Here is a 26779-nt window from a genome sequence, read left to right as displayed (position 1 = left end):
ATCAGCGTTTCACCAATCCAGTCAGGCCGCCGGCGATCAGCGCGGCGGTATCGGCCAGGGCCACCAGCGGGTCGAGCCCGGCTGGCACGGCCAGGTAGCGGGGTTCCCAGTCGGGCTGGAACTTGTCCTTGAAGCGTCGCAGCCCCTGGAAATTGTAGAACTGTTCGCCCCGCCGGAAGACCAGCGCGCCCAGGCGCTGGGTCAACGGTGCGCCGCGCCTTGGCTGGAGCCCGGCCAGCGGCACCATGCCGAGGCTGAAGCGCGCGTGGCCCTGGGCCTTGTAGTGGAGGATGAGGCCGAGCATGAGGAACTCCATGGTCAGCTTCGGCGCGTCCGGGTGCACGCGCATCAGGTCGAGGCTCGCCAGTTCGCGGCTGTCGGTCTCCAGCAGGTTGGCGAAGGCCACCGGCTTGCCTTGGTGGCGGACGATGGCGATGCGGAAGAAGTTCAGGTACGTCGGGGTGAAGCGGCCCAGGGAGAAGCCTTTCTCGCGCACCTGCTTGCCGCCCAGCCAGGCGTCCGATATCGCCTTCAGCTCGTCCAGCGGAGCCTGGCCCGGTTCATGGAACTCCAGGGCCAGGCCGTCGCGCTGGCCGCGGTTCCAGGTGTAGCGCAGGTCTTTCATTTCCTTGCCCTTGTTCTCCAGGTCGAAGCGCAGCAGGTCGACTCGCGCTTCTTCGCCGAGCTTGAGGGCGGTCAGGCCAATGTCCATGTAGAACGGCAGGTTCTCGGCACGCACCTGGTAGAACACCGGGCGGGCATGGTGCAGGTCGCAGAGGTCGCGGAACTGCCAGATCAGTTCGGCGCGCTGCATGGCCGGGCCGATCGGGTCGTACAGGGCGATCATGCTGCGACCGCGGCGGGCGTACATGAGGAAAGCGTCGTCGCTCTCATGGAAGAGCAGGGCCTTGTCGCCGGTCAGGGCCAGGCCGCCATCCGGCTGGTCCGAGTGGCGGATGATCCGCGCCGCGCGCTGCAGCTCTTCCGCGTTCGGCTCGCGGATCGCCGGCGGTGCCGCGCGCAGCAGCCAGCCAAGGGCCAGGGCCAGGAGCAGCAGGCAACTGCCGAGGGCGGCGCGCAGGGCGCGCGGGGCGTCGGCGTCCAGGGCGAACTGCCACCAGAGCTGGTTGCTGTAATGCACGTCCTGGTTGGCGAACAGCAGCAGCCAGACCGAGGCGCCGACCACGCAGATGCTGGCGCCTACGTAGAGCGGCGAGAAGGGGACTTCCATCAGCCGGCTGGGACGGTAGAAGGAGCGGCGGAACATGGCGAGCAGCGCGGCGGTCAGGCTCAGCAGGCTGGCTTCTTCCCAGTCGAAGCCTTTCAGCAGCGAAAGCAGGGCGCCCACCAGCAACAGCACCAGGGTCAGGGCCCAGGCGGCCGACAGCCGTCGGCGCAAACCCTGCGCGAGCAGGAGGCAGAGCACGCCGATCAGGCTGGCGACCAGGTGCGAGGCATCGATCAGGCGATGTGGAATGAGGAAACCGAGGTGCTCCAGGCGGGTGTCGATCGCCGGTGTGGCGCCGGAAAACAGCAGCACGACACCGGAGAGGAAGACCAGGATCGCCAGGATCGGTGCGGCGAAACCCGAGGCGACGCGAATCGCCTGGCGCGTCACCCACAACCGGCGCGCTTCGAGGAACAGCAACAACAGGCAGGCCAGCAGCAGTGGCAGCACCACGTAGATCAAGCGGTACAAGAGCAGGGCCGCGGCCAGCGGCGCGGCGCCCAGTTGGCCGGCGAACGCGGCCAGCAGCACCGCCTCGAACACCCCGACTCCGCCTGGTACGTGGCTGAGTACGCCGGCGGCCAGGGCGAGCAGGTAGACCAGCAGGAACGCCGCGAAGGGTGGGGTTTCCGGCAGCAACAGATAAAGGACGGTAGCGGCGGCGGCGACGTCGAGGGCGGTGATCAGCAGTTGCAGCAGCGACAGGCGCAGGCCTGGCAGGCGCAGGCTGCGGCGGCCGAGGCGGACCAGCAGGCTGTCGGGGGACGGCCGTTCTCCCGGCAGACGGTGCCGAGCCAGGAACGCCACCAGGCCGACAGCCAGCAACAGGACGGCGATCGCGATGACGGCGACCAGGGCGTGGGGCAGGTGCAGCGCCGACGCCGCATCGTCGAGATTGCAGAGTGCGGCGAGTGCCGCCAGCACCGGCAGTGCGCAGCCCAGGGAAAGGCTGGCAAATAGCGTCATCCGGGCAATTTCGGCAGCGCCGATGCCATGCCGGGAATACAGTCGGTAGCGTACGGAGCCGCCGGAAAGCAGCGACAGGCCTACCGCATTGCCGATGGCGAAGGCGCTGAAGCCGCCGGTGGCCAGGCTGCGCATGGGCAGCGTGACGCCAGCGAAGCGGCTGGCCGACCACTCGTAGCCGAGCAGGATGACGAAGCCGAGGGCGGTCGCGCTCAGGGCGCCGAGCAGCGCCGGCCTGGGCACGTCGGCGATGGCATCGTGGAGGGCGCCGGGATCGATCTCCCGTAGCAGGTGGTAGCAGGCCACCAGCGCCAGGCCGAACAGCAGCAAGGTGAAGACCAGGCCGATGGGCTGGCGGTAGGCGGTAATCCGATCGATCAGCCGGATGCGTTGTGGGGACGCGGGAGAGCTGGGTGGAGCGGGATGTTCTGGAACGGGAGCGTCGGTGCGCATCAGCCACCTCATGGGAATTTGCGCGACAGAGTATGGCCTCTCGGGCGAGTTCCCAAGTGGTCGCAGCAGATTTTTTCTGTGCGGGGCGGCGTCCTGTCACAGGGAGAAGACCGCCGGGTTTTGCAGGAGTTGCGTCGGCGAAGTGGCCGAAGGCCATTTGCTGGTATTCGTTCAGCGATGGTTCAGCTTGCCGTGGGCATAGTGGCGGCTTGCACTGTCCGACCATTTCCGAGGGGGGAAGGGTGACGATGATCCAGGCGGGCATTCATGTCGGCGCCGGAGTCGTGCTGGGCGTGGCCGCTGGATGGTGGCTGGGGGATTGGGAACAGTCGTTGCAGGTCAAGGACTCGGTGGCGCGGGTCGATTGCCTGTTGTACGGCGCCCTGCTGGTGGTATTGCTCCGCCACGACGGTTGGTTGCGCCGCCTGGGCCTGCTGGGCCTGGGGCTGTTCTGCGGTTCCCTGCTGGTCTATTCGGTGAATCCGGCAAGCCTGTTCGCAGCGAAAGAGTCCTGGAGCCTTGCGCGGATCTCCATGCGGGCCTTCGGTCCGCTGGTGATGCTGGTCGTGGGGATGGCCTGCGCGCGCCTGGCACACGAGTTGCGCTGACGCAGGCGTTGCGCTCACGCCGGAGTCAGGTGACGCGATTCCTCGCGGTATTCCTTCAACCAGCGCAGCACTTCCACGGCCTCCCAGCGAGAGGGGTCGTACAACGCATAGATCTCGCCCTGGTAGCCGACCACATCGAGCGGCCGGTGGAAGCCGGCGCGCTGGAACAGCGCCTCGATCTCGGCGAAGCAGGTGTTGAAGTGCACGCGGGTGAACGGCGTCTTGCCGTCGGTGACCAGGCCGTCCATCTGCAGTTCGTCCACTGCCTGGCGGATGTCGTCGAGTTCCATCCGGTTCACGCTGCGCTTCAATTGTTCGACGTTCAGCATCTGTCTGTCCTTTCCGTATCCGTTACCGAGCATTCATCGAAGGCTGAGCTTGCTGTACGAATATACAGTTAAATGTGCGATGATGCGAGCGAACGGAGGGCGAGGCGATGCAGTGGAACAGGAGGGGCGGAATGCAAAAAGCCCCGGCGCTATCGCTAGTGCCGGGGCTTTTCGAATGTGGTTGCGGGAGCTGGATTTGAACCAACGACCTTCGGGTTATGAGCCCGACGAGCTACCAGACTGCTCCATCCCGCGTCTGTGTGGGCGCATTCTACGGACTCTCGTCGGGCTGTCAATCGATTTTTCGAAAAAAGTGTTTTTTCTTCAAATGCTTAGCGCTTGCCCAATGTTAGAATTCAGCGCTCCGGGGCAGGCCCGGCGGGGCTTGTAGCGAGATTCCGGTGCGGAAAATCATCCATATAGACTGCGACTGTTTCTATGCCGCCCTCGAGATGCGCGACGACCCCAGCCTGCGCGGCAAGGCGCTGGCGGTTGGCGGTTCGCCGGACAAGCGCGGAGTGGTCGCCACTTGCAGCTACGAGGCGCGAGCCTATGGCGTGCGCTCGGCGATGGCCATGCGCACGGCGCTCAAGCTGTGTCCCGATCTGCTGGTGGTGCGCCCGCGTTTCGATGTCTACCGGGCGGTGTCGAAGCAGATCCATGCGATCTTCCGCGATTATACCGATCTGATCGAGCCGCTTTCGCTGGACGAGGCCTACCTGGACGTCAGCGCTTCGCCGCATTTCGCCGGTAGCGCCACGCGGATTGCCCAGGACATCCGCCGCCGGGTGGCCGAGGAGCTGCACATCACCGTTTCGGCGGGCGTCGCGCCGAACAAGTTCCTGGCCAAGATCGCCAGCGACTGGCGCAAGCCGGACGGGCTGTTCGTGATTACCCCGGAGCAGGTCGACGGGTTCGTCGCCGAGTTGCCGGTGGCCAAGTTGCATGGCGTCGGCAAGGTCACGGCGGAGCGCCTGGCGCGGATGGGCATCCGCACCTGCGCCGACCTGCGCCAGGGCAGCAAGCTGAGCCTGGTGCGCGAGTTCGGCAGCTTCGGCGAACGCCTGTGGGGACTGGCCCATGGTATCGACGAGCGACCGGTGGAAGTCGACAGCCGGCGCCAGTCGGTGAGCGTCGAATGTACCTTCGATCGCGACCTGCCGGACCTGGCGGCTTGCCTGGAGGAATTGCCGACCCTGCTCGGGGAGCTGGACGGACGCCTGCAACGCCTGGATGGCAGTTATCGGCCGGACAAGCCGTTCGTTAAACTGAAGTTTCACGATTTCACCCAGACCACGGTGGAACAGTCCGGCGCCGGGCGCGACCTGGAGAGCTACCGGCAATTGCTCGGCCAGGCCTTTGCCCGTGGCAATCGTCCGGTGCGCCTGATCGGCGTCGGCGTGCGCCTGCTCGACCTGCAGGGCGCCCACGAACAACTCAGGCTGTTCTGATGCTCCTCATGGCGTCAACGAAGTCGCGAGGTTCCGCGGCGACGGCTCTTCCCCTACCGGCAAGGCGCTGAAGCGGCCGAGATCCTGCAGCAGTTCCAGGCGTGCTGCACGGAGTGGGCCGCGTATGGCTTCCTGTTGTTCCACGTCGAGCGGGCGGTCGTCGCCATCGCTCACCGGACCGTGGTGACGGTCCGCGCCACGCAGTGGGAAGCTCACCTTGAAGCCTTCGCCCAGGTAGGCGATGCGCGTGGTATCGGCGCTCACCGCATAGTCGCGATGGTAGTCCGCTGCGAGCAGGTCCTGTCCCAGCGAGTAGTCGCGGGGCGGATTGCGTACGCCCAGCAGCGGCAGGAGCGTTGCGGGCAGGTCGATGTGGCTGGTGATGCCGCGGACGGCACGGGGCGCCTGTCCGGGAATGCTCAGCACGGCGACGGTGCCGGTCTGGTAGCGATTGAACTCGGTATTGTGGCCCCAGCGCGAGCGTTCCATGAACTCTTCCCCATGGTCGCCGAGCACCACTACCGCGGTGTTTTCCAGCAGGTGCTGGTTTTCCAGGTGCTGCAGCAGGCGGCCGATCTGTGTATCGACTTCGCGCACGGCATTCAGGTAGCGGTTCTTGATCAGCGGCATCTGCGCCTGGAAATCGGTGGTCAGGTAGTTGAAGTTGACCAGATAGGGGCGGATTTTCGCGGTCTCGTCGCGGAAGCTGTAGTTGGCGTGGCTCGACTCGAGGAACAGGCAGGCGAAGAACGGCCGGTCGGGTAGTCGGCGATCGACGAAGCGCAGCAGGTCGTCGGTGTTCCGGGCGTCGCGCTGCCAGGCAGGCTCCGGGCTATCCAGCACGTGCAGGTCCTGGGGGCGCAGGTTGACGAACACGCTGCGGTCGAAGGGCGGATAGCTGAAACGTTGCGCGGCATTGATCCGGAACTGGTAGTTCTGCTGCCTGAGTACCTCCATGAGCACCGGCGGCTGGCCGGCCTTCAGCACGGCGTCCCAGTAGCCGCCGTGCAGCCCGTAGAACATGCCGAAGACGCCCATCTGGGTCAGGTTGCCGCTGCTGTAGTGGTTGTCCAGGCGGATCGCCCGGTTGGAGAAGTCCCACAGCCTGGGCATGTAGCGCGGATCGAGCATGTCCCCGCGGAGCGACTCGGCGACGATCCAGACGATGTTCAATGGGTGCGCCGGGGCGCTGAACTCCAGCGGCCGGAGCGGATAGTGCAGGTCGCTCTGCTGCTGGAGCAGCTCGCGCTGGGTGGGCGTCGGCTGGATGCCCAGGCTTCGCGCCAGGCTGCGGACGGTCAATGGCAGGTAAAGCGGATAGCGTTCGCTGGCCAGCAGGATCGGCCGGTAGTCGCGCAGGGAGCTGAACGCATAGGCCAGGCGTTCGCCCAGGGCCAGGCAGAGGAAGGCCGCCAACAGGTAGCGCCAGGCGCGCCGAGGGAGCGCGGGAAGGCGTTCGCGGCTGACCTGGCAGGCGCTGTACAGCAGCACCTGCAGACAGAGCAGGGCCAGGGCCGCCAGGCTTGCGCTGAGCAGGGTGCCGTCGCCGCTGCCGAGGCTGGAGAGGCCGCCGGGCGAGACCAGCAGGCCGATGCTGAAACCGTTGAGGTGGAATCCGTACAGGTCGTAGAGGGTGCGGTCGGCGTAGAGCAGTATCTGTACCGCCGCGCTGCCGACGATGGCCAGCACGCCTGCCAGCCACGGACTGAGGCGCACGGGAAGGCGATCATGGAAATGCAGGAGCAGTCGGCAGGCGAGGTACACCGGGACTATATAAAGGAAGGCGTAGCTCAGGCTGGCAGCGACGCTCCAGAGCGGCAGCCAGGCGTCGTCGAAGACGATCCCGTCCTGCAGGCGCAGCACCTGCCAGAGCACCACCAGCCACGACAACAGAAAGAAGCGGTTGAGTGTCTCGGTGCTGGGTGGGGCGAACATCAAGCGTCTCCGGGCGAGGATGCGGAAGCCTAGGGACGTGGTGGTCAAGCGGGAATGAAATGGATGTCAAAAAAATGTAAACGGGCGGCGCCGGGTAGCGCCGCTTCAGGCTTCAGTCGTGCTCGGGGACCAGGCGCAGCGGCTTGCCTTCGGCCGGCCACAGGCGCAGCTCGTCGGACGGCGAAATGTCCCAGTGCTGGACGCTCTGCAGCAGGGCCAGGAAGCGCCGTTCCTGCTCCATGATCTCCGCTGCGCACAGGCGGCGGGTGCTGCCGATGGCGCCGAACTGAAGGAGGTCGTCCTGCAGGGTGTAGCTGGCGAACCAGTGGTTGCAGCCGCCATTGCCGAAGGCGCGGCCCTGGCCGTCGAAGGTCAGGCTGATGTGGCTGTAGTCCATCGTCGGTTGTGCCCCGACCCAGTCGACCTGGTAGGCCTGCTCGGTTTCCAGGGTGGTCTCCTGGCTGGCGCAACCGCCCAGGATCAGGGCGGCGGAGGCGAAAAGGGCGAGAGAGGGTTTCATGGCGTTTCCTTTGCGCATTTCGTACGGGCGATAGTTCACAGACCGTCGGTCGGACGGGGCGTTCGCCCTACTGGCATTTCGGGCACAGGTGCTTGCCTTCGCGGCTGCGCCAGCCCAGTTCGTGAATGCGTTCTTCGGCGGCCGGCGCCAGGGCCTTGCGACCGAGACTGGCGTCCACGGCGAACTCGAAGTCGAGACGAGCCTGGCACTGGTCGCAGTCGACCTGCCAGGTATGGATCGCCAGTTCGCGGAATGCCGGGCCGCGGGCGACCGCCAGCCACTGGCCGGGTGGGTTGATCAGGTGGCGAACCTTTTCCACGGTCAGGCGCATGCTCAGGGTCTTGCTGCCCTTGAGGCTGACCAGCAGCACGTCGTCGGCCTTGATCGAGCCGCCGGTGCCGGTGACCTGGTAGCGCCCCGGGGAGAGCGCGCGGCATTCGTTGAGGGTGTATTGCGGGTTGAGCAGGGTGTAACGGAAATCGTGTTCAGCCATGGAGCCTCCAATCAGCCGCGCATGCTACCACGCCATCAGGCCCGGACCCGATTGCGTGGCGTCCCGTCCTGCCAGGCGGCGATGTTGTCCAGGGTGGTGTCGGCGATCGCCGCCAGCGCCTCGCGGGTAAGGAAGGCCTGGTGGGCCGTCACCACCACGTTGGGGAAGCTCAGCAGGCGTGCCAGCACGTCATCCTGCAGGGGCTGGTCGGAGCGATCCTCGAAAAAGATATCCGCTTCCTCTTCATAGACATCGAGGCCGAGGTAGCCCAGTTGTCCGCTCTTCAGCGCCTCGATCAGCGCCGCGGCGTTCACCAGGGCGCCACGGCCGGTATTGATCAGCATCGCGCCGGGTTTCATCGTCGCCAGGCGCTGCGCGTCGATGAGGTGGCGGGTGTCGGCGGTCAGCGGGCAATGCAGGCTGACGATGTCGGACTCGGCGAGCAGGGCGTCGAGCGCCAGGTAGCGGCCGCCGAGTGCTTGGATGCGCGGATTGGGATAGGGATCGTAGGCCAGCAGCTCGCAGCCGAAGCCGGCCATGATGCGGGCGAAGGTCTCGCCGATCTGTCCGGTGCCGATCACTCCGACGCGTTTGCCGTGGAGGTCGAAGCCGGTCAGCCCATGCAGCGAGAAATCGCCCTCGCGGGTCCGGTTGTAGGCGCGGTGCAGGCGCCGGTTGAGCGTCAGGATCAGGCCGACCGCGTGCTCGGCGACAGCGTGCGGCGAATAGGCCGGGACGTGCACCACCGGCAGGCCGAGCGCTTCGGCGGCGGCCAGGTCGACGTGGTTGTAGCCGGCCGAGCGCAGGGCGACCAGGCGCGTGCCGCCGGCGGCCAGGCGTTCCAGTACCGGCCGCGAGAGGTCGTCGTTGACGAAGGCGCAGACTACTTCGAAGCCCTGGGCGAGGACCGCCGTGTCCGCCTGCAGGTGGGCCTGCTGGAAGTGCAGTTCGAAGCCGTGCCGGTGGTTGCTGGCTTGGAAGCTCTCGCTGTCGTAGGCCTGGCTGCTGAAGAACAGGATGCGCATGGTCAGAGTTCGCTGGAGTCGAGGCTGGTGGAGGACAGGTGGGTGGTGGCCGAGGCAGTGTCGGCCAGGGCCTCGATGGCCTTGTCCAGCTCGTCCAGGGCCGCGGCCGCCGCCGGATCGTTCTGCTTGAGCAGGGTTTCGCTGGTCTGGCAGGCCGCGCGCAACTGCGGCACGCCACAGTAGCGGGTGGCGCCATGCAGCCGGTGGACCCTCTCGAGCAAAGCGGTGCGGTCGTCGTTGTCGCGGGCCTGGCGAATCGCCTGGCGGTCCGCCGCCAGCGAGGCCAGCAGCATCGCCAGCATGTCGGCGGCGAGGTCGGCCTTGCCGGCGGCCAGGCGCAGCCCTTCCTCGGGGTCGAGCACGCTCAACTGGCCGAGCTGCGGCGCACGGCTCATGCTGGCCAGCGACTGGCCCAGGCTCAGTCCCGTCCACTTCAGCACTACCTGGGCCAATTGCTGTTCGTCGATCGGCTTGGTCAGGTAGTCGTCCATGCCGGCCTGCAGCAATGCGCGCTTCTCGTTGGAAAGCGCATGTGCGGTGAGCGCGATCACCGGCACCGGGCTGACTTCCCGCTCGGCCTCCCAGCGGCGGATCGCCTCGGTGGCCTGGCGGCCGTCCATGCCGGGCATCTGCACGTCCATGAAGACCAGGTCGAAGCGCTCGCGCTGCACCACCTCGAGGGCCGCGTAGCCGCTGTCCACCGCGGTGACCTGGGCGCCGAGGTCGCTGAGCAGGGTCTGCACCAGCAGCAGGTTGGCCGGGTTGTCGTCGACGCAGAGCAGCCGTGGCGGCCGTCCGGAAACCATGGCGTGGGGCTTGTCGCTGCGCGTCGGACGGACTTGAAGCAACTCCTGCAGCTTGCGTTGCAGCTTGCGGGTGCAGGCGGGCTTGGCCTCGACCTGTTCGTCGGGCAGGGTCGCGTGGTATTGCGCCTGCTCGGTGGTCGGGCAGAGCACCAGGGTCTTGCAGCCGAGCCGTTCGAATTCCCAGAACGACTGGCTCAGCTCTTCCGGCGGATGGATCGCGGCCGAGACGCCGAGCACCGCCAGGCTGATCGGCAACTGGCCGGGCGGCGGGTTGCGCAGGCTTTCCTGGAGGCTGTCGAGGTCGGCGAATTCGCTCACTTCCAGGCCGAAGTCGGTGAGCTGGTGGTGCAGCGAGCGGCGCGTCAGCTCCTGCGGTTCGAGCAGCGCCACGCGCTGGCCCGCGGCCCAGGAGGCGCCTGGCTCCTCGTTGTCGTCGCGACTTTTCGGCAGACTCAGGCTGATCCAGAATTCGGCACCTTCCCCAGGCGTACTGTCGACGCCGATCTCGCCGCCCATCTGCTCGATCAGGCGCTTGGAGATCACCAGGCCCAGGCCGGTGCCACCGGCTTGCCGCGACAGTGAGTTGTCGGCCTGGCTGAAGGCCTTGAACAAGGCCTGCTGGTCCTCCTCGGAGAGGCCGATACCGGTGTCCTGGACGCTGATCCGCAACTGCGCGCGGTCGTCGCTTTCGTCCTCGAGCATGGCGCGTACGGCGACGGTGCCGCCCTGGGTGAACTTGATGGCGTTGCCGACCAGGTTGGTGAGGATCTGCTTCAGCCGCTGCGGGTCGCCCTGCAATTGGATCGGGGTATCCCGGTAGACCAGGCTGACCAGTTCCAGTTGCTTCTCGTGGGCGGCCGGAGCCAGCATGGTCAGGGCGTCCTGGATCAGGTCGCGGAGATTGAAAGGGAGGTTTTCCAGAACCAGCTTGCCGGCCTCGATCTTCGAGAAATCGAGGATCTCGTTGATGATCCCCAGCAGGCTTTCCGCCGATTTCTGGATGGTCGTGAGGTAGTCCTGCTGGCGCGGGCTGAGCTCGCTCTTCTGCAGCAGGTTGGTGAAACCGAGGATGCCGTTGAGCGGGGTGCGGATCTCGTGGCTCATGTTGGCGAGGAACTCGGACTTGATCCTGCTCGCCTCCAGGGCCTCCTTGCGCGCCAAGTCCAGCTCGATGTTCTGGATCTCGATGGTTTCCAGGTTCTGGCGTACGTCCTCGGTGGCCTGGTCGATGTTGTGCTGCATTTCCTCCTGGGCGCTCTGCAGCGTTTCCGCCATGCGGTTGATGCCGGAGGCCAGTTCGTCCAGCTCGTTGCTGCCCATCGGTGGCAGGCGGGTTTCCATGCGGCCTTCCTTGAGCTGGGCGACGCCCTGGCTGATCAGTTCCAGCGGCGCGTTGATCGCGCGGCTCATGCGCAGGGCGAGGAGGGCGGTGACGCCGAGGCCGGCTGCGATCAGCAAGAGGCTGGTGAACAGGCTGCGATATCCGCGCAGCAGAGTCCCATGGTGCGACAGTTCCAGTTCGACCCAGCCGAGTACGCGCTCGTCGTCAGGCTCGGTGGCGCCGGACAGGCTGTGGTGGCGGCCAAGAACCGGTAGCAGGAAGTGCGTGGTGTCCAGTTCGGTGGACATGCTCAGATGGCTGGCGTCGCCGGCCGGGGCGACGGTGAGCATGCTTGGCCCGGCATGGGCGAGGCGTTCCTGGCGGGCGTCGAGGAAGGTCACCGCGCGCACGTCCGGTTGGTCCAGCGCCTCGTTGGCGATGCGGTTGAGCACGGCGGTATCCTTTCGCGCCAGCGCGGTGGCGGCCAGCGGCGCCAGTTGTTCGGCGATCAGTTGCCCGCGCTCGATCAACTGGGCGCGCATGTCGGACAGCTGGACCCAGGTGAAGTAACCGCCAAGCACCATCGCCAGCAGGCTGGTGGGGAGCAGGGTGAGCAGCAGTACGCGCCCCTTGATGCCGAGATCCTTGAACACACGTCTCTCCGTCGAGCCAGATCGGGATGGCCGACGCTCCCCGGCCATACGTTTACCCCGCGCAGTTTAGCGGGTCGCGGAAGGGGAATCTGCACCGATGTGCGCAGCCCGGCGGATTCGGCTTGCGACGAAGCGGAAAGATCGTGAATACTGGCACGATTGCTAATCAATCTTATTTGGCTGCCATGCTCCCATCCCTGACGCCCGACCCCCGACTGCTGGCCATCGAGGACGATCCGACACTGGGCGCACATCTGTTCCAGCACCTCAATGGCAGCGGTTTCGAGGTGACCTGGTGCCGAGACGGGGAAGAGGGGTTGGCGGCTGCGCGCAGCGGCGCCTATGACCTGATCCTGATGGACATCATGCTGCCGGGGCGCGATGGCCTCGAGATTCTTCGCCAACTCCGCCAGGAGCAGGCGCTGCCGGTGATCCTTATGTCGGCCCTGGGCGCCGAGCAGGACCGCATCGCCGGGTTCAGCCAGGGCGCCGACGATTATCTGCCGAAGCCTTTCAGCCTGGCCGAGCTGCGGGTACGCATCGATGCCATCCTGCGTCGGATCGCCCTGGAGCGGGGGGGCGCGCCGGGCCGCTGCGCCGAACCGCTGGCGCGGCCCTCGCTGCAATTCTCTGCCGATGTCTGCGATGTCAGCCTTGGCGAGCGGTTCGCCGGCCTGACGCCGACCGAATACCGCCTGCTGGAAACCTTCCTCGCCGCGGAAGGCGAGACCCTGACCAAGGCCTTCCTTTACCAGCATGTCCTGCACCGCGGTCATACCCAGCATGATCGCAGCCTGGACATGCACGTCAGTCACCTGCGGCGCAAGCTGCAACGCCTCGGTTACGCCGGTCACCAGTTGCATACCGTCTGGGGCAAGGGTTACGTCCTGACACCGGCGCCATGATGCCCAACCGCCATTCGCTGTTCTGGCGCCTGGCCCTGGTGCTGGTGGCGTTCTTCCTGCTATCGGTATGGCTGTCCTGGACCTGGGGACGCAGTGCCGAACTGAAGGGTTACTACCTGTCCGCCGAAGCCCGCTCCGCCTTGGCGGATTATGCGCGGCGAGCCGAACGTGCCTGGCTCGACGATGGCCGCGAGGGCATCGACCGTTGGCTGGCCGAGCCGCGCCAGCGGGCGCTGGACTGGGTGGTCGTGCTCGACGGACGGTTGCAATCGCTGGGCAGTCGTCCGCTCACCACGGAGGAAGCCGAGCGCCTGACTTTCCTGCGGGGCGTCGACTGGCCGATGAGCTCCCGCTCGTTGTCGCGGCCGTTCATCAGCCTGCGCTTCCCCGAACATCCGGAGCAAGGCCGGGTGGTCCTGCGTCTTCCCGCCGAGTTCGTCCCTCCCGGCTTGTCGCCGGCCAAGCGCCTGGTCACCCATGGCCTGGTGCCGGCCGGGCTGGCCCTGCTGCTGGGAGTGTTGCTGTATCGGCGCTGGATAGTGCCGCTGGGACGCCTGCGAGCGCAGGCCAATGCCCTGCGCGGCAACGACCTGACGGCGCGTACGCAGGCAGAGATCAGCCGGCGCAGCGACGAGCTGGGCGATCTGGGGCGGGCGTTCGACCATATGGCCGAGCGACTCGACGAGCACATGGTGTTGCAGCGCCAACTGCTCCGCGATCTCTCCCACGAGCTGCGCACGCCGCTGGCGCGCCTGCAGGTGGCGGCAGAGGGCACGCTGTCCGCGCAGCTCCTGCGCGAGCGCCTGGAGCAGGAGGTACAGGGCATGCAGCAACTGGTGGACAACACCCTGGAGCTGGCCTGGATGGACACCGAACGCCCGGTATTGGCGCTGGAGGACATTTCCATCCCGGCGTTATGGGACCTGCTGGTGGAGAACGCACGCTTCGAAAGCGGCTGGGCCGCCGAGCGGTTCCGCAGCGCTCTGCCCGAGGATTGTGTCGTGCGTGGCAACCTCAATGCACTTGCCCAGGCCCTGGAGAACCTGCTGCGCAACGCCATCCGGCATTCGCCGGAAGGCGGCGTGATCCGCCTGCATGGTCGGCGCGAAGGAAGTTGCTGGTGGCTTTGCCTGGAAGACCAGGGCGAGGGTGTGGCCGAGCACCAGTTGGAGACCATCTTCCGCCCGTTCACCCGGCTGTCTTCGGCACGTACCGGCAAGGGCTTCGGCCTGGGACTGAGCATTGCCCGTCGCGCCGTGGTGCTCCAGGGCGGCCGCCTATGGGCGGAAGCCGCCGATCCGGGGCTGCGCCTGTGCCTGGTGCTGCCTTCTGCCTAGCGAGGCGCAGGTGCCTTTACATTTGGCCTGGATGTAAATGATCTTTACTCTCTTTTGTTAATGATTATCATCCGTGCCGATCTCCTCGGCCGGCCTTGTTCCGGGTCTGCGCCCTGTCCTACCCGTGCCGAGACGTCACCCGCGCAACGCCGGCGACCCAGGCTTCAGAAAAAACGTCAACGTATCCCTCGTGGCTCGCCTGCTACCCGTTTTCCCTCGACAGGAGTAGTCACGCATGTACCCCCAATTCCGTCGCGGCCATCTCGCCGCTGCCGTCCTTTTCGCTTCATCGAGCCTGCTGGGCGGGCAGGCCCTGGCCGAGGACGAGCGCCTGGAAGAACTGGACGAACGCGCCGAATCGGTGGTCCAGCTGGGTGACGAGGTGGTGCTGGGCACCGCCGAACAGGAGCTCAAGCAGGCACCGGGGGTATCCATCATCACCGCCGAGGACATCAGGAAGCGCCCGCCGGTGAACGATCTCTCCGAGATCATCCGCACCATGCCCGGGGTCAACCTCACCGGCAACAGTTCCAGCGGCCAGCGCGGCAACAACCGGCAGATCGACATCCGCGGCATGGGGCCGGAGAACACCCTGATCCTGGTCGACGGCAAACCGGTCAGCTCGCGCAACTCGGTGCGCTACGGCTGGCGCGGCGAACGCGACACCCGCGGCGACAGCAACTGGGTGCCGCCGGAGGAGGTCGAGCGCATCGAGGTCCTCCGTGGGCCCTCGGCGGCACGCTACGGTTCCGGCGCGGCGGGCGGGGTAGTCAACATCATCACCAAGCGCCCGACCGATCGTTTGCGTGGTTCCATGACGGTGTTCACCAACATTCCGGAAAGCTCCAAGGATGGCGCCACGCGCCGCGCCAACTTCAGCCTCAGCGGGCCGCTGACCGAAGCCTTGAGCTTCCGCGCGTACGGCAGCGCGAACAAGACCGATTCGGACGATACCGACATCAACCTCGGACATACCGTCAACCCGAGCCGTACCGTGGCCGGACGCGAAGGGGTACGCAATCGCGATCTCAGCGGGATGCTGTCGTGGCAGGTGACCCCCGACCAGGTCGTCGATTTCGAAGCGGGCTTCAGCCGACAGGGCAACATCTATGCCGGCGATACCCAGAACAACAACGGCACCGCCAATACCCAGGGACTCGCCGACGACGGTGCGGAGACCAACCGCATGTATCGCGAGAACTACGCCATCACCCACAACGGGACCTGGTCGTTCGGTACTTCCAGGTTCGTCGCCCAGTACGACTCCACCCGCAACAACCGTCTGGAGGAGGGGCTGGCCGGTTCCGTCGAGGGGCAGATCGGCGCCGACCGTTCGTTCAGCACCAGCAAGCTGGAGAACTATCGCCTCAGCGGCGAACTCAACCTTCCGTTGCATGCGTTGTTCGAGCAGGTGCTGACGGTGGGCGCGGAGTGGAACAAGGAAACCCTCAACGACCCGTCCTCGCTCAAGCAGGGCTTCGTGGGAAGCGATAGCTTGCCGGGGACCCCCGCGGCCGGCTCGCGAAGCCCGAAAAGCAAGGCGGAGATCCGCGCGCTGTACGTGGAAGACAATATCGAACTGCGCCCCGGCACCATGCTCACCCCCGGGCTGCGCCTGGACGATCACAGCGACTTCGGCCTGAACTGGAGCCCGAGCCTGAACGCTTCCCAAACGCTCGGCGAATACTTCACGGTCAAGGCCGGTATCGCACGGGCCTTCAAGGCGCCCAACCTGTACCAGAGCAACCCGAACTACCTGCTCTATACCCGTGGCAACGGTTGCCCGATCCAGACCAGCAGCGGCGGCTGCTACCTGGTCGGCAACGAGAACCTGGACGCCGAGACCAGCTTAAACAAGGAACTGGGCATCGAGTTCCGGCGCGATGGCTGGGTCGCCGGGCTCACCTACTTCCGCAACGACTACAAGAACAAGATCGTCGCGCCGCTGGATGTCATGGGACAGACCGGGACCGGTAACAACATCCTGCAATGGAGCAACGCGAAGAAAGCAGTGGCCGAGGGCCTGGAAGGCAACCTGCTGGTCCCCCTGCACGAGGACCTGAGCTGGAGCACCAACCTGACCTATATGCTGCAATCCAAGGACAAGGACACCGGCAACCCGCTTTCGGTGATCCCCGAGTACACCCTGAACTCGACCCTGGACTGGCAGGCCAGCGAGCGTCTTTCCACCCAACTGACCAGCACCATCTACGGCCGCCAGGAGCCGCCGAAGCATGGCACCAGCCGCAACACGCCGGTGGTCTCGCGAAAAGAGGTGGGTACCTATGGCATCTGGGGCGTCAGCGCCGGCTACACCTTCAGCGAGAACCTGAGCGTACGGGGCGGGGTAAGCAACCTCTTCGACAAGCGCCTGTACCGCCAGGGCAACTCCTTCGACGCCGGCGCGGCAACCTACAACGAGCCGGGTCGCGCCTACTACGTTTCGATGACCACCTCGTTCTGATCGCCGCGGCCAACGTGCTTTCACCGGCAGGCGCAACGCCTGTCGGACCTTTCTTTGGCGTTGGTCAGGCATCGGCTGTCCAACGCCAGGTTTTCTCTTCGGACGCCTCTGGTCATCGCATCGCATGCCGTTTCGGGCGGTCTTTCGGCTGAATCGGCATGCATGACCGGATATTGCGGTGCTAGGGTCCGGCCCCAGTTTCCCGGTATCATGCTCAGCCTTTACCGTCAGTGCCGAACGAGTGCCTCCATGACCGTGCAGTACCCGACTATCGCCGACTGCGTTGGCAATACCCCTCTGGTGCGTCTGCAGCGCCTTCCCGGGGAAACCTCCAATACCCTGCTGGTGAAGCTCGAAGGCAACAACCCGGCGGGATCGGTGAAGGACCGCCCGGCCCTGTCGATGATCACCCGTGCCGAACTGCGCGGCGACATCCGCCCCGGCGATACGCTGATCGAGGCTACTTCCGGCAACACCGGCATCGCCCTGGCCATGGCGGCGGCGATCAAGGGTTACAAGATGATCCTGATCATGCCGGACAACTCCACGGCCGAACGCAAGGCGGCGATGACCGCCTATGGCGCCGAGCTCATTCTGGTCAGCAAGGAAGAGGGCATGGAGGGCGCGCGCGATCTGGCCGACAAGCTGCAGCGCGAAGGCCGCGGCAAGGTCCTCGACCAGTTCGCCAATGGCGACAACCCGGAAGCCCATTACCACAGCACCGGCCCGGAAATCTGGCAGCAGACCGGCGGCAGCATCACCCATTTCGTCAGCTCCATGGGCACCACCGGGACCATCATGGGCGTCTCGCGCTACCTCAAGGAGCAGAACCCGGCGGTGCAGATCGTCGGCCTGCAACCCATGGAGGGCTCGGCCATCCCGGGAATCCGACGCTGGCCGCAGGAATACCTGCCGAAGATCTATGACGCCAGTCGCGTCGACCGGGTCGTCGACATGCACCAGGACGAAGCCGAGGACATCATGCGCCGGCTGGCCCGCGAGGAAGGCATCTTCTGCGGCGTGTCCTCCGGTGGGCGGTGGCGGCGATGCTGCGCCTGTCCCGCGAACTGGAGAATGCCGTGCTGGTGGCGATCATCTGCGACCGCGGCGACCGCTACCTGTCTTCCGGCGTCTATGACCCGCGCTGAGCATGTCCATGGCCAGAAATAAGGGCGGGCTGCGCTTCCAGCCCAGCGGTGGTGCGCGCGGTCCCGCGATACCGGTAGGCAAGAAGCAGCGCCTGACCATCGAGCGCCTGGCCCATGACGGCCGAGGTATCGCCCACGAGGCGGGGATGACCTGGTTCGTCAGCGGAGGGCTGCCTGGCGAGGAACTTGAGGCCCGGGTGCTGGGCGCACGAAGCAAGGTGGTCGACGCGCGCAGCGAGCGCCTGTTCAGCAGTAGCGACCTGCGTCGCCGCGAGCCCTGCACTGTAGCGGGTCGCTGCGGCGGCTGCACCCTGCAGCACCTGGAACACGGCGAGCAGTTGGCCCTGAAGCAGCGTACCTTGCAGGAGCAGTTGCAGCGTTTCGCCGGGATCGAGCCGGAAGAATGGGCCGCCCCCCTGGTCGGGCCCGAATTCGGCTATCGGCGCCGCGCTCGGATCGCCGTGCGCTGGGATGCCAGGGCGCGGCGTCTGGATGTCGGCTTCCGTGCCTCGGCCAGCCAGGAGATCGTCGCCTTCGATGAGTGCCTGGTCCTGGTGCCGCCTTTGCAAACGATTGCCCGTGCCCTGCCTGCTCTTCTGCAGGACTTCCGCAAGCCGGAAAGCATCGGCCACGTGGAGCTCTTCCATGGCACGGCCAGTGCATTGCTGTTGCGGCATACGACTGCCCTGGTCGACGAGGATCGCCAGCGCCTGGCCGCTTTCTGCTCCGCACACCAGGCCCAGCTCTGGCTGCAAGGTGCGGAACAGCCCTTGCCGGTGGAGCCGGCCGCCGAACTGGGCTACTCCTTGGGTGACTGGCAACTGACTCTGGCATACCGACCCGGAGACTTCGTCCAGGTCAATGCGCCGGTGAACGAGTCGATGATCCGCCAGGCCCTTGACTGGCTGGCGCCGACCGCCGACGAGCGGGTCCTCGACCTGTTCTGCGGGCTGGGCAATTTCTCCCTGCCGCTGGCGCGCCGGGTGGCGCGGGTAGTCGGGGTGGAGGGCGTGGCGGCGATGGTCGAGCGGGCAGGCGCCAACGCGCTGGCCAATGGCCTTGGCAACGCGCACTTTTTCCAGGCCGACCTGTCCAAAGCGCTTGCCGAAGCGCCCTGGGCGGAGCAAGGTTTTACCGCTGTGCTGCTCGATCCGCCGCGCGACGGCGCGTTCGAGGCGGTACGCGAAATGAGTTCTCTGGGTGCCCGGAGGGTAGTCTATGTATCCTGCAATCCGGCGACCCTGGCGCGCGATGCTGGCGAAATGGCCAGGCAGGGCTATCGTCTGAAGCGCGCCGGAATCCTCGATATGTTTCCGCAGACCGCACATGTCGAGGCCATGGCTTTGTTCGAGGCAGGCTAGGATGCCTGCGTAATCCGACCAGCCCGTTCGAAGGCTGGCGCAGTCATCGGTGGGCTACGCGCACCGTGGTAAAGGGTAGGCAAGATGGTACAGGTGAGAGCGCACCAGCCGGTCAACACCGACGGCAGTATCAACCTCGAGGCCTGGCTGGACCACGTCCAGAACCTCGTCCCCGGGCTCGATCGTCAGGGCTTGCTGGAGGCTTGCGAGTTCGCTCGCGAATCCGAGCAGCGAGCGATCGCCGCACAGAACTCCTGGGCGGAAGGCACGTCCAGCTTCCAGACCGGACTGGAAATCGCCGAGATCCTCGCGGACCTCAAGCTGGATCAGGAGTCCCTGGTCGCCGCGGTCATCTATCGAGGCGTGCGGGAAGGCAAGATCACCCTGGAAGCGGTCAACAAGCATTTCGGGCCGGTGGTGGCCAAGCTGATCGAGGGCGTGCTGCGCATGGCCGCGATCAGCGCCAGCCTCAATCCGCGCCATTCCATGGTGCTGGGTACCCAGGCGCAGGTGGAGAACCTGCGCAAGATGCTGGTGGCGATGGTCGACGACGTTCGCGTCGCCCTGATCAAGCTGGCCGAGCGCACCTGCGCCATTCGCGCGGTGAAGAACGCCGACGAGGAAAAGCGCCACCGCGTCGCCCGGGAAGTCTTCGATATCTACGCGCCGCTGGCCCACCGCCTGGGCATCGGGCATATCAAGTGGGAGCTGGAGGACCTGTCCTTCCGCTACCTCGAGCCCGACCAGTACAAGCAGATCGCTAAGCTGCTGCACGAGCGCCGGCTGGATCGCGAGCAGTACATCGCCAACGTGATGAGCCAGTTGAAGGAAGCTCTCGCGGCCACCGGCGTACAGGCCGATCTCAGCGGGCGGGCGAAACACATCTATTCGATCTGGCGCAAGATGCAGCGCAAGGGCCTGGACTTCAGCCAGATCTACGACGTTCGCGCCGTGCGCGTGCTCGTTCCGGAGATGCGCGACTGCTACACCGCGCTGGGCATCGTGCATACCCTCTGGCGGCACATTCCCAAGGAATTCGACGACTACATCGCCAACCCCAAGGAAAACGGCTATCGCTCGCTGCATACCGCAGTGATCGGCCCCGAGGGGAAGGTGCTGGAAGTACAGATCCGTACCCACTCCATGCACGAAGAGGCGGAGCTCGGAGTCTGCGCGCACTGGCGCTACAAGGGGACCGACGTCAAGGCCAGCTCCAACCATTACGAGGAAAAGATCTCCTGGCTGCGCCAGGTGCTCGAATGGCACGAGGAACTGGGCGACATCGGTGGCCTGGCGGAGCAACTGCGGGTCGATATCGAGCCGGACAGGGTCTACGTCTTCACTCCCGACGGCCACGCCATCGACCTGCCCAAGGGCGCGACCCCGCTGGATTTCGCCTATCGGGTCCACACTGAGGTCGGGCACAACTGCCGCGGGGCGAAGATCAACGGACGCATCGTGCCGCTGAACTACAGCCTGCAGACCGGCGAGCAGGTCGAGATCATCACCGGCAAGCACAGCGGTCCGAGCCGTGACTGGCTGAACAGCAACCTGGGCTACGTCACCACCTCCCGGGCGCGGGCGAAGATCGTCCACTGGTTCAAGCTGCAGGCGCGGGACCAGAACGTCGCTGCCGGCAAGGCCCTGATCGAACGCGAGCTGTCGCGCCTGGCGCTGCCGCCGGTGGATTTCGACCGGCTGGCGGAGAAGGCCAACGTGCGTACCGCCGAGGATATGTTCGCCGCTCTCGGCGCCGGCGACCTGCGCTTGGCGCACCTGGTCAACTATGCCCAGCAACTGGTCGAGCCGGACCGCGACAGCGAGCAACTCGAACTGATCCCGCGCAAGCCGAGCAAGATCGGCCACGGCAAGCGCGGCGACGTGCAGATCCAGGGTGTCGGCAACCTCCTGACGCAGATGGCCGGCTGCTGCCAGCCGCTGCCGGGAGATCCCATCGTCGGCTACATCACGCTGGGCCGTGGGGTCACCATCCACCGCCAGGATTGCGCCACCGCGCTGCAACTGGCGGGACGCGAACCGGAGCGGATGATCCAGGTCAGCTGGGGGCCGGAGCCGGTTCGCACCTATCCGGTGGATATCGCGATCCGTGCCTATGATCGTTCCGGCCTGTTGCGCGACGTGTCCCAGGTGCTGCTCAACGAGCGGATCAACGTTCTGGCGGTGAATACCCGTTCGAACAAGGAAGACAACACCGCGACCATGCAACTGACCATCGAGATTCCCGGTCTGGACGCTCTTGGACGCCTGCTGGCGCGCGTCTCGCAACTGCCCAACATCATCGAGGCGCGGCGCAACCGTACGCCTTGAGGCGAGGCGGAAACAGGCCACGGGCGCTCGCAGGCTGCCCGTGGCCTTTTCGTTTCCGGAAAGGGCAGAATGCCCGGACCGTTCACTGAAGACCCGAGATACCCATGTACCGACTCGACGACCTGCTCCACCTCATGGCGCGCCTGCGCGATCCCGAATTCGGCTGCCCCTGGGATCTCCAGCAGAGCTACGCGACCATCGTCCCGCACACCCTGGAAGAAGCCTACGAAGTAGCGGACGCCATAGAGCAGGGGGACTTCCCGCAATTGCGCGAGGAACTGGGCGACCTGCTGTTCCAGGTGGTCTATTACAGCCAGTTGGCTCGCGAAGAGGATCGCTTCGCTTTCGACGAGGTGGTGGACGGCATCACCCGCAAGCTGATCCGTCGACACCCCCACGTATTCCTCGATGGCGATCTCTATGGCAAGCCCGATGCGGCGAAGCTGGCCGAAGCGGCGGTCAAGCAGCGCTGGGAAGAACTGAAGGCCGAGGAGCGTGCCGCCAAGGCCAAGGAGCCGCAGCAGTTGTCGCTGCTGGATGACGTTCCTGTCGCCCTGCCGGCGTTGTCACGGGCGGCGAAGCTGCAGAAGCGCGCGGCGCAGGTCGGCTTCGACTGGCCGGAAGCGCTGCCGGTGGTGGACAAGGTTCGCGAGGAGCTGGACGAAGTCCTCGAGGCGATGGCAGAGGGTGACGAGGGTGCCGTGGGCGAGGAGGTTGGCGACCTGCTGTTCGTCGTGGTCAACCTGGCCCGGCATCTCAAGGTCGATCCGGAGGCTGCTCTGCGCCAGGCCAACGGCAAGTTCGAGCGGCGATTCCGGTTCATCGAGCGGAACCTGCGCGAAGCCGGCCGGAAAGCCGAAGAGTGTTCGCTGGAGGAACTGGACAGCCTCTGGGGCGAGGCTAAGAAAGCGGAGAGGAGCGCGCCCGGCTGTTGATGGGAAAATTACCGTGGCAGCCGGGCTGCCACGGCATCTGAATCAGCCGAAGATCCAACGATAGAGGATGACCAGCAGGATCACCGCCAGCACCGGGCGGAGGATTCGGTAGGCCTTCGGGTAGGCGCGTTTGAAGCGCTTCACCTGGGCGCCGATGGCATTGCCGCCGCGAATGGCGACCGAGTAGGCCTGGTTGATGCTGCCGACGCGTTCGCCTTCGACGTTCTGCGGTGCGGTCGCACGCCCGAGAATGCCGCTGATCCAGCGATTGAGGCGGGTCAGCAGGCGGGAGCGGAGCGGCCGCTCGATATCGCAGAAGAGAATCACCCGGGTCTGCTCGGTCTCGTTCTTCACCCAGTGGACGAAGGTTTCGTCGAACATCACGTCTTCGCCATCACGCCACGCGTAGGGCTGGCCGTCGACGTAGATGCGGCAGTTGTCCGAATTCGGCGTGGACAGGCCGAGGTGATAGCGCAGTGAGCCGCCGAAGGGGTCGCGGTGCGGATTCAGGTGGCTGCCGCCGGGAAGCAGGGTGAACATCGCGCCCTTGACGTTGGGGATGCGGCTCACCAGCTCTACGGTCTTCGGGCAGAGCTGCTGGGCGGAGGGCAGCGGGCCGTCGTACCAGGTCAGGTAGAAGCGCTTCCAGCCTTTCTTGAAGAACGAGCCGAAGCCGGCTTCGTTATTGTTCAGGGCAGCCCGGATATAACCCTCGTCGAACAGGTTGAGGGCTTCTTCGCGGATGGTTTGCCAATTGTTCTTCAGTTCGTCCAGCTCCGGAAAACGGCTGCGATCCAGATAGGGCTTCGAGGGAACGCTGGAGAACAGGTACATCAGCGAGTTGTAGGGGGCGAACCAGGCGGAGTGGTTGACCAGTTGGCGCAGGAAGGGCAAGCGCGCGCCCACGGAAATGGACGAACAGGACGCTGGCGACGAACAGGCCCACCAGAGTGACTTTTACCAGGAGAGAAACGCTCATGCCTTGCTTTCCATGCCTTCGATATCAGGGGCCGGGAGGAGTGCCTGCGGGTGCTCGGGACGGTAGGGAGGGGTCTCCAGGGCATGCGTGGCAGTTTGCGAGCCGCCGAGACTTGCGTTGAGGCGGCTGAGGCTGGAGGATTATACCCCCTGCGAGGGCCGGCTGAACCCCAGTCGGCTGGAAGATTATGCCGCACCCCACCGGGCGTGCCACGCGAGCGAGTCGTTGACGAATGAGCATGTCATTGCGTGACCAGTTGCTGAAAGCCGGGCTGGTCAATGAGAAACAGGCCAAGCAGGCCACCAAGCAGAAACAGAAACAGCAGCGTCTGGAGCACAAGAACCAGGTCGACAAGGACGACTCCCAGCGCCAGGCGGCGGAGCAGGCCAAGGCGGAAAAGCTGGCGCGCGACCAGGAATTGAACCGCCAGCAGCAGGAAAAAGCCGAGAAGAAGGCCAAGGCCGCGCAGATCAAGCAACTTATCGAAGGGACGCGCCTGCCCAAGCTGGAAAGCGACGACTACTACAATTTCGTCGACGCCAAGAAGGTCAAGCGGATCGCGGTCAACGACCTGATCCGCGACAAGCTGAGCCGAGGCAGCCTGGCTATCGTCAGCTATGACGGACGCTACGAGATCGTGCCCCGGGATGCGGCGGTGAAGATCCAGGAGCGCGATCCGCGGCGGGTGGTGCTGCTCAACGTACAGAGCCAGGAGCCGGACGAAGACGATCCCTACAAGGACTATGTGGTGCCCGACGATCTCATGTGGTGAGGCCCGCATCCGGAGTGTCGCTTGACCGGTACGGATGCCGGTCAACTACCAATTCTGGAATGCGAAGCAGTTCTAAAATAACTACCGATGATTTCGTTTCGATAGCATAATGCCTTTCCTCAGAAATATCCTACGGTTGCCTTTGCGTGCATCTGTGGGCTAGCCGCCTATCGAAAAGGACGTTGGTATGCCTTCCTCACAGCTTCCGGGGGCTTCGCCCTCGGAGATCGATCTCGTTCAGCTGTTCCAGCAATTGTGGGCGTCGAAATGGCTGATAGCGCTGATCGCGGCCTTGGCGACCGCCGCTGCGCTCGCCTACGCGCTGTTGGCCGTTCCAACCTACCAGGTGGATGTCCTGTTGCGGCCGATCCAGACCAAGGCCCTGGAGGCTGTCAATGTCAACGGGCTGTATGCCCTGACTCCGCGGGAAGCGCTGGATCGCGTCGGCAACGAGCTGGCAGCCTACTCCGGCAGGCTGGAGTATTTCGAAGCCCATCCAGAGCTATTCCAGCAATTGAACGCCGAGGGTCTGTCCCCCGAGCAGGCTTTCTGGAAGTTCAACCAGGATGCCTTCAGCATGCAGCAGGCGGACTTGAAGAAGGACCCCCAGGCGGCGCCTTTCTTCCGCTTGTCCATGCAGTATCCCCAGGGCATGGATGGTGCCGCCATTCTCAACGGCATGCTCGCGTCGACCATCGAGAACGAGCGCCAGCGAATCCTGGACGACCTCCAGGCACGTATCGACGGTCGCCTGCAATTCCTCGAGCAGGATATCGAAGGCAAGCGTGCCAGTTACCAGGCTACCAAGGAGGGCAAGATCGCCCGGTTGCTGGAAGCGGACAGCATCCGGCGGGCCGGCCTGGAGGATGAGCTCAAGGCGTTGCGCGGGCGGCTGAAGATGGTGCGCGATTCGCGTATCCAGCAGCTCAACGAGGCTATCCAGATCGCCACCCGGCTGGGGATCGTCAAGCCGACGACCCCGGGCGCACTGGGAGAGGTCGGGCAGGATGGCTCGCGCAGCGTTTTCCGCACCGAGGTGAATAACCAGCAGATACCCCTGTATTTCATGGGTGTCGATGCCTTGACCGCCGAGCGCGATACCTTGCTCAAACGCAAGGGCGATGACTTCACCGAGCCCCGCGTGGCGAAGATCCAGCAGGAGCTGAAGCAGCTGGAGAACAACCGTGAAGTGCAATACCTGCAGGCTCGAAAGGGCGAGGAGCGTTTCTTCGAAAACATCGACAAGCTGCGTGGAGAGCAGGCGCGCCTCAAGACTCTGAAGGCGAGCGAGCTGAAGATCGAACTGGTGCGGATCGACCAGAAGGCTTCGACCCCTCTGAAACCGATCAAGCCGCGCAAGGCCTTGGTGGTGGCCTTGGGTCTCCTGGGCGGGTTGGTGTTCGGCGTGCTGGTGGCTCTGGTTCGGGCAATGTTGCGTGCCCCTCGGCAACGGGTACAGGAAGATAGCCTGCCGCCGGGAGTCGTCAGTCTCGACCGGAGCCTTTCCGGGACCTGAGACCAAAGGTGCGCCCCCGAAGTACGCGGGGGCGCATGGTTCAGGCCGATTTACCTATCTGCCGCAGTTCTTCTTCTTTCTCCAGCTTGATCCGATAGGCGTGGGCGTCATCCTCGTTATGGAAGACGCCAACCAGCAGTCCCTGCTGATGCACGTCCCAGCAGCGGCGGCCAAGCGCACGCAGCTCGCGGGATTTGTGGTCATCGTCACGCTCGGTCACTGTCACACTCATCTTTTCTGCTCCAGGGTTGATCTGCATCAAGGCAAATCCAGCCTATTTCAATAGCAGGCTAATCAAATAGCCCTGGAATTGAGAAAAACCTTTTCAGTTTCCAAGGTGTGAAGGTGGCATGCCGGATGCTCTGGAACAGGCCTCTTCCCTCAGGCGTATGCGGCCGAACAAGGCCGCTTCCGTGAGGGCGGTAATCGCCAACAGGCGATCCAGGCGCAGCAGCAGAGTCGCTCCTTCGACGGCCACCTCAAGGTATTCCTCCTTGCCGCCGCCTGGCCGAACGGCCCGGGTATGCGTCGTGCGCGCCTCGGCTTCGAAGCGAACACCGTCCTCGAGTTCGAGGAGCAACCGGTAGCGGTAGAGGCAGGCGATCTCCAGGTAGTCATGGAGATCGCAGGCGATCGGGTGGTAGCTGTCCATTGGCCTCAACAGCCTTCCAGGGGAAGGATGTAATGGCCATGGAGCCGAATGGCTTCGGCAACCTCTGCTGTCGCAATCTCGCTATGGCAGTAGCTGCAATGCCCCTGGCTGATATCGGCCTCGTCTATGCCTCTTCCGGCGAGCCAGCGTCGAGCGAACTCGCCGGCGCGAGCCCCCAGTTCCTCCGTGACCAGGACATCGAAGTGCAGGTAGCGGCCGTCGCGGGTTCGCACATGGGTGTCGAAGATCTTCACCTCCATGGCCGTTCTCCTTATTTCAGATCGCTGAGCGCCGCACCGAAGTTAAGGTGCAGTACCTGTCCGTCGACAACCAGGGCAGGAACCGACTTGACCCCGGCCTTTTCCGCCTCGGCGATGCGTGCCGATTGTTCGGCGAGATGGACCACTTCGATGTCCACCTGCTTGTGATCGAGCAATGGCAGCAAGGAACGTTCGGCTTCGACACAGATTGCGCAGCCGGCGTGGTAGTAGATGGCTTTGGTCATGCTGATTCTCCTGTGGGAATTTAGTATCGATACGATACGTTTTCAGCCTAAACAAGGCGCGACCTCTTTGTCAAATATGTTTTTAGTCG

The 26779-nt window shown here is 65.0% G+C and carries 21 protein-coding genes, 1 tRNA gene and 2 pseudogenes; 11 read left to right on the top strand and 13 right to left on the bottom strand.

The genetic code is table 11. The features are described 5' to 3' along the window. Nucleotide 1 precedes the first annotated feature (1 nt). Entirely contained in the window at nucleotides 2–2647 is a 2646-nt protein-coding gene (gene mprF, locus HMPREF2716_RS08775) for a bifunctional lysylphosphatidylglycerol flippase/synthetase MprF (protein ID WP_023518394.1), read from the bottom strand. Nucleotides 2648–2895: 248 nt separating this feature from the next. Here mprF and HMPREF2716_RS08770 point away from each other — a divergent pair, with 248 nt between their 5' ends. Beyond that, on the top strand, nucleotides 2896–3255 hold the full coding sequence (locus tag HMPREF2716_RS08770) for a PA0921 family PhoP regulated protein (protein WP_003104747.1): 360 nt from the start codon (nucleotides 2896–2898) through the stop codon (nucleotides 3253–3255). A gap of 14 nt (nucleotides 3256–3269) precedes the next feature. Here HMPREF2716_RS08770 and HMPREF2716_RS08765 read toward each other — a convergent pair whose 3' ends face one another. Both HMPREF2716_RS08765 and HMPREF2716_RS08760 read right to left on the bottom strand, forming a co-directional pair. Further along, nucleotides 3270–3584, bottom strand: coding sequence for a hypothetical protein (locus HMPREF2716_RS08765; protein WP_003086015.1), 315 nt, complete (start codon nucleotides 3582–3584; stop codon nucleotides 3270–3272). 178 nt (nucleotides 3585–3762) lie between these two features. After that, nucleotides 3763–3839 (bottom strand) — tRNA-Met (locus HMPREF2716_RS08760). A 146-nt stretch (nucleotides 3840–3985) separates the two neighbouring features. Here HMPREF2716_RS08760 and dinB point away from each other — a divergent pair. Further along, a complete protein-coding gene (dinB, locus tag HMPREF2716_RS08755) occupies nucleotides 3986–5035 on the top strand; it encodes a DNA polymerase IV (RefSeq protein ID WP_003109930.1) in 1050 nt (349 codons plus the stop codon). A gap of 6 nt (nucleotides 5036–5041) precedes the next feature. Here the strand turns inward: dinB and HMPREF2716_RS08750 are convergent, their stop codons facing one another. The 5 genes from HMPREF2716_RS08750 to gacS all read right to left on the bottom strand — a co-directional run bounded on the left by HMPREF2716_RS08750 (nucleotide 5042) and on the right by gacS (nucleotide 11788). Beyond that, nucleotides 5042–6970, bottom strand: a complete 1929-nt coding sequence (locus HMPREF2716_RS08750; RefSeq protein ID WP_023518395.1) for a DUF3413 domain-containing protein — start codon at nucleotides 6968–6970, stop codon at nucleotides 5042–5044. A 112-nt stretch (nucleotides 6971–7082) separates the two neighbouring features. Further along, nucleotides 7083–7490: an META domain-containing protein gene (locus tag HMPREF2716_RS08745; protein WP_003112593.1), complete on the bottom strand. Its 408-nt coding sequence runs from the start codon at nucleotides 7488–7490 to the stop codon at nucleotides 7083–7085. Between the two features lie 67 nt (nucleotides 7491–7557). Next, nucleotides 7558–7983: a hypothetical protein gene (locus tag HMPREF2716_RS08740; RefSeq protein WP_003112592.1), complete on the bottom strand. Its 426-nt coding sequence runs from the start codon at nucleotides 7981–7983 to the stop codon at nucleotides 7558–7560. A 35-nt stretch (nucleotides 7984–8018) separates the two neighbouring features. Then, nucleotides 8019–9008: a 2-hydroxyacid dehydrogenase gene (locus HMPREF2716_RS08735; RefSeq protein ID WP_003112591.1), complete on the bottom strand. Its 990-nt coding sequence runs from the start codon at nucleotides 9006–9008 to the stop codon at nucleotides 8019–8021. A 2-nt stretch (nucleotides 9009–9010) separates the two neighbouring features. Further along, nucleotides 9011–11788, bottom strand: a complete 2778-nt coding sequence (gacS, locus tag HMPREF2716_RS08730; protein WP_003102426.1) for a two-component system sensor histidine kinase GacS — start codon at nucleotides 11786–11788, stop codon at nucleotides 9011–9013. A gap of 185 nt (nucleotides 11789–11973) precedes the next feature. Between gacS and pirR the strand changes: the two genes are divergently transcribed. The 7 genes and pseudogenes from pirR (at nucleotide 11974) to mazG (ending at nucleotide 22266) form a co-directional block, all read left to right on the top strand. Then, entirely contained in the window at nucleotides 11974–12693 is a 720-nt protein-coding gene (gene pirR / locus HMPREF2716_RS08725) for a response regulator transcription factor PirR (protein ID WP_009316375.1), read from the top strand. Next, entirely contained in the window at nucleotides 12693–14030 is a 1338-nt protein-coding gene (gene pirS / locus HMPREF2716_RS08720; protein ID WP_010895528.1) for a sensor histidine kinase PirS, read from the top strand. The genes pirR and pirS overlap by 1 nt, the downstream gene beginning before the upstream one ends. Nucleotides 14031–14265: 235 nt before the next feature. Next, nucleotides 14266–16494 (top strand): TonB-dependent siderophore receptor PirA, encoded by a 2229-nt coding sequence (gene pirA / locus HMPREF2716_RS08715; RefSeq protein ID WP_023518397.1) that lies wholly within the window; start codon nucleotides 14266–14268, stop codon nucleotides 16492–16494. Nucleotides 16495–16743: 249 nt separating this feature from the next. Further along, a pseudogene (gene cysM / locus HMPREF2716_RS08710) lies at nucleotides 16744–17642 on the top strand (cysteine synthase B). A gap of 8 nt (nucleotides 17643–17650) precedes the next feature. Then, nucleotides 17651–19003, top strand: a complete 1353-nt coding sequence (gene rlmD / locus HMPREF2716_RS08705) for a 23S rRNA (uracil(1939)-C(5))-methyltransferase RlmD (protein WP_003102417.1) — start codon at nucleotides 17651–17653, stop codon at nucleotides 19001–19003. A gap of 84 nt (nucleotides 19004–19087) precedes the next feature. Continuing rightward, on the top strand, nucleotides 19088–21331 hold the full coding sequence (gene relA, locus HMPREF2716_RS08700; RefSeq protein WP_003086042.1) for a GTP diphosphokinase: 2244 nt from the start codon (nucleotides 19088–19090) through the stop codon (nucleotides 21329–21331). A gap of 104 nt (nucleotides 21332–21435) precedes the next feature. After that, complete coding sequence (gene mazG, locus HMPREF2716_RS08695) at nucleotides 21436–22266, top strand: nucleoside triphosphate pyrophosphohydrolase (protein WP_003086045.1); 831 nt, start codon at nucleotides 21436–21438, stop codon at nucleotides 22264–22266. A 42-nt stretch (nucleotides 22267–22308) separates the two neighbouring features. On the opposite strand, the pseudogene lpxO2 reads toward mazG, so the two are convergent. After that, nucleotides 22309–23245: pseudogene (gene lpxO2 / locus HMPREF2716_RS08690) on the bottom strand (lipid A hydroxylase LpxO2). A 232-nt stretch (nucleotides 23246–23477) separates the two neighbouring features. On the opposite strand from lpxO2, the gene HMPREF2716_RS08685 reads away from it, so the two are divergent. Next, on the top strand, nucleotides 23478–24017 hold the full coding sequence (locus HMPREF2716_RS08685; protein WP_003086049.1) for a DUF2058 domain-containing protein: 540 nt from the start codon (nucleotides 23478–23480) through the stop codon (nucleotides 24015–24017). A 187-nt stretch (nucleotides 24018–24204) separates the two neighbouring features. Next, entirely contained in the window at nucleotides 24205–25533 is a 1329-nt protein-coding gene (locus HMPREF2716_RS08680; RefSeq protein ID WP_003117106.1) for a Wzz/FepE/Etk N-terminal domain-containing protein, read from the top strand. A 40-nt stretch (nucleotides 25534–25573) separates the two neighbouring features. Here the strand turns inward: HMPREF2716_RS08680 and HMPREF2716_RS08675 are convergent, their stop codons facing one another. From HMPREF2716_RS08675 to HMPREF2716_RS08660, 4 genes are all read right to left on the bottom strand, one after another. Then, nucleotides 25574–25765 carry a hypothetical protein gene (locus HMPREF2716_RS08675; protein WP_003454532.1) on the bottom strand — a complete coding sequence of 64 codons (192 nt, stop codon included), beginning with the start codon at nucleotides 25763–25765 and terminating at the stop codon, nucleotides 25574–25576. A 93-nt stretch (nucleotides 25766–25858) separates the two neighbouring features. Continuing rightward, a complete protein-coding gene (locus HMPREF2716_RS08670; protein WP_003086055.1) occupies nucleotides 25859–26185 on the bottom strand; it encodes a Rho-binding antiterminator in 327 nt (108 codons plus the stop codon). Between the two features lie 5 nt (nucleotides 26186–26190). Next, complete coding sequence (locus HMPREF2716_RS08665) at nucleotides 26191–26445, bottom strand: DUF2024 family protein (RefSeq protein ID WP_003086057.1); 255 nt, start codon at nucleotides 26443–26445, stop codon at nucleotides 26191–26193. An 11-nt stretch (nucleotides 26446–26456) separates the two neighbouring features. Continuing rightward, nucleotides 26457–26690 carry a glutaredoxin family protein gene (locus HMPREF2716_RS08660; RefSeq protein WP_003123221.1) on the bottom strand — a complete coding sequence of 78 codons (234 nt, stop codon included), beginning with the start codon at nucleotides 26688–26690 and terminating at the stop codon, nucleotides 26457–26459. Nucleotides 26691–26779 lie beyond the last annotated feature (89 nt).

It is taken from the genome of Pseudomonas sp. HMSC076A11, assembly GCF_001810205.1.
In the GTDB taxonomy this organism is placed as follows: Bacteria; Pseudomonadota; Gammaproteobacteria; order Pseudomonadales; family Pseudomonadaceae; genus Pseudomonas; species Pseudomonas aeruginosa.
This window is presented reverse-complemented; position numbering and strand designations above follow the sequence as displayed.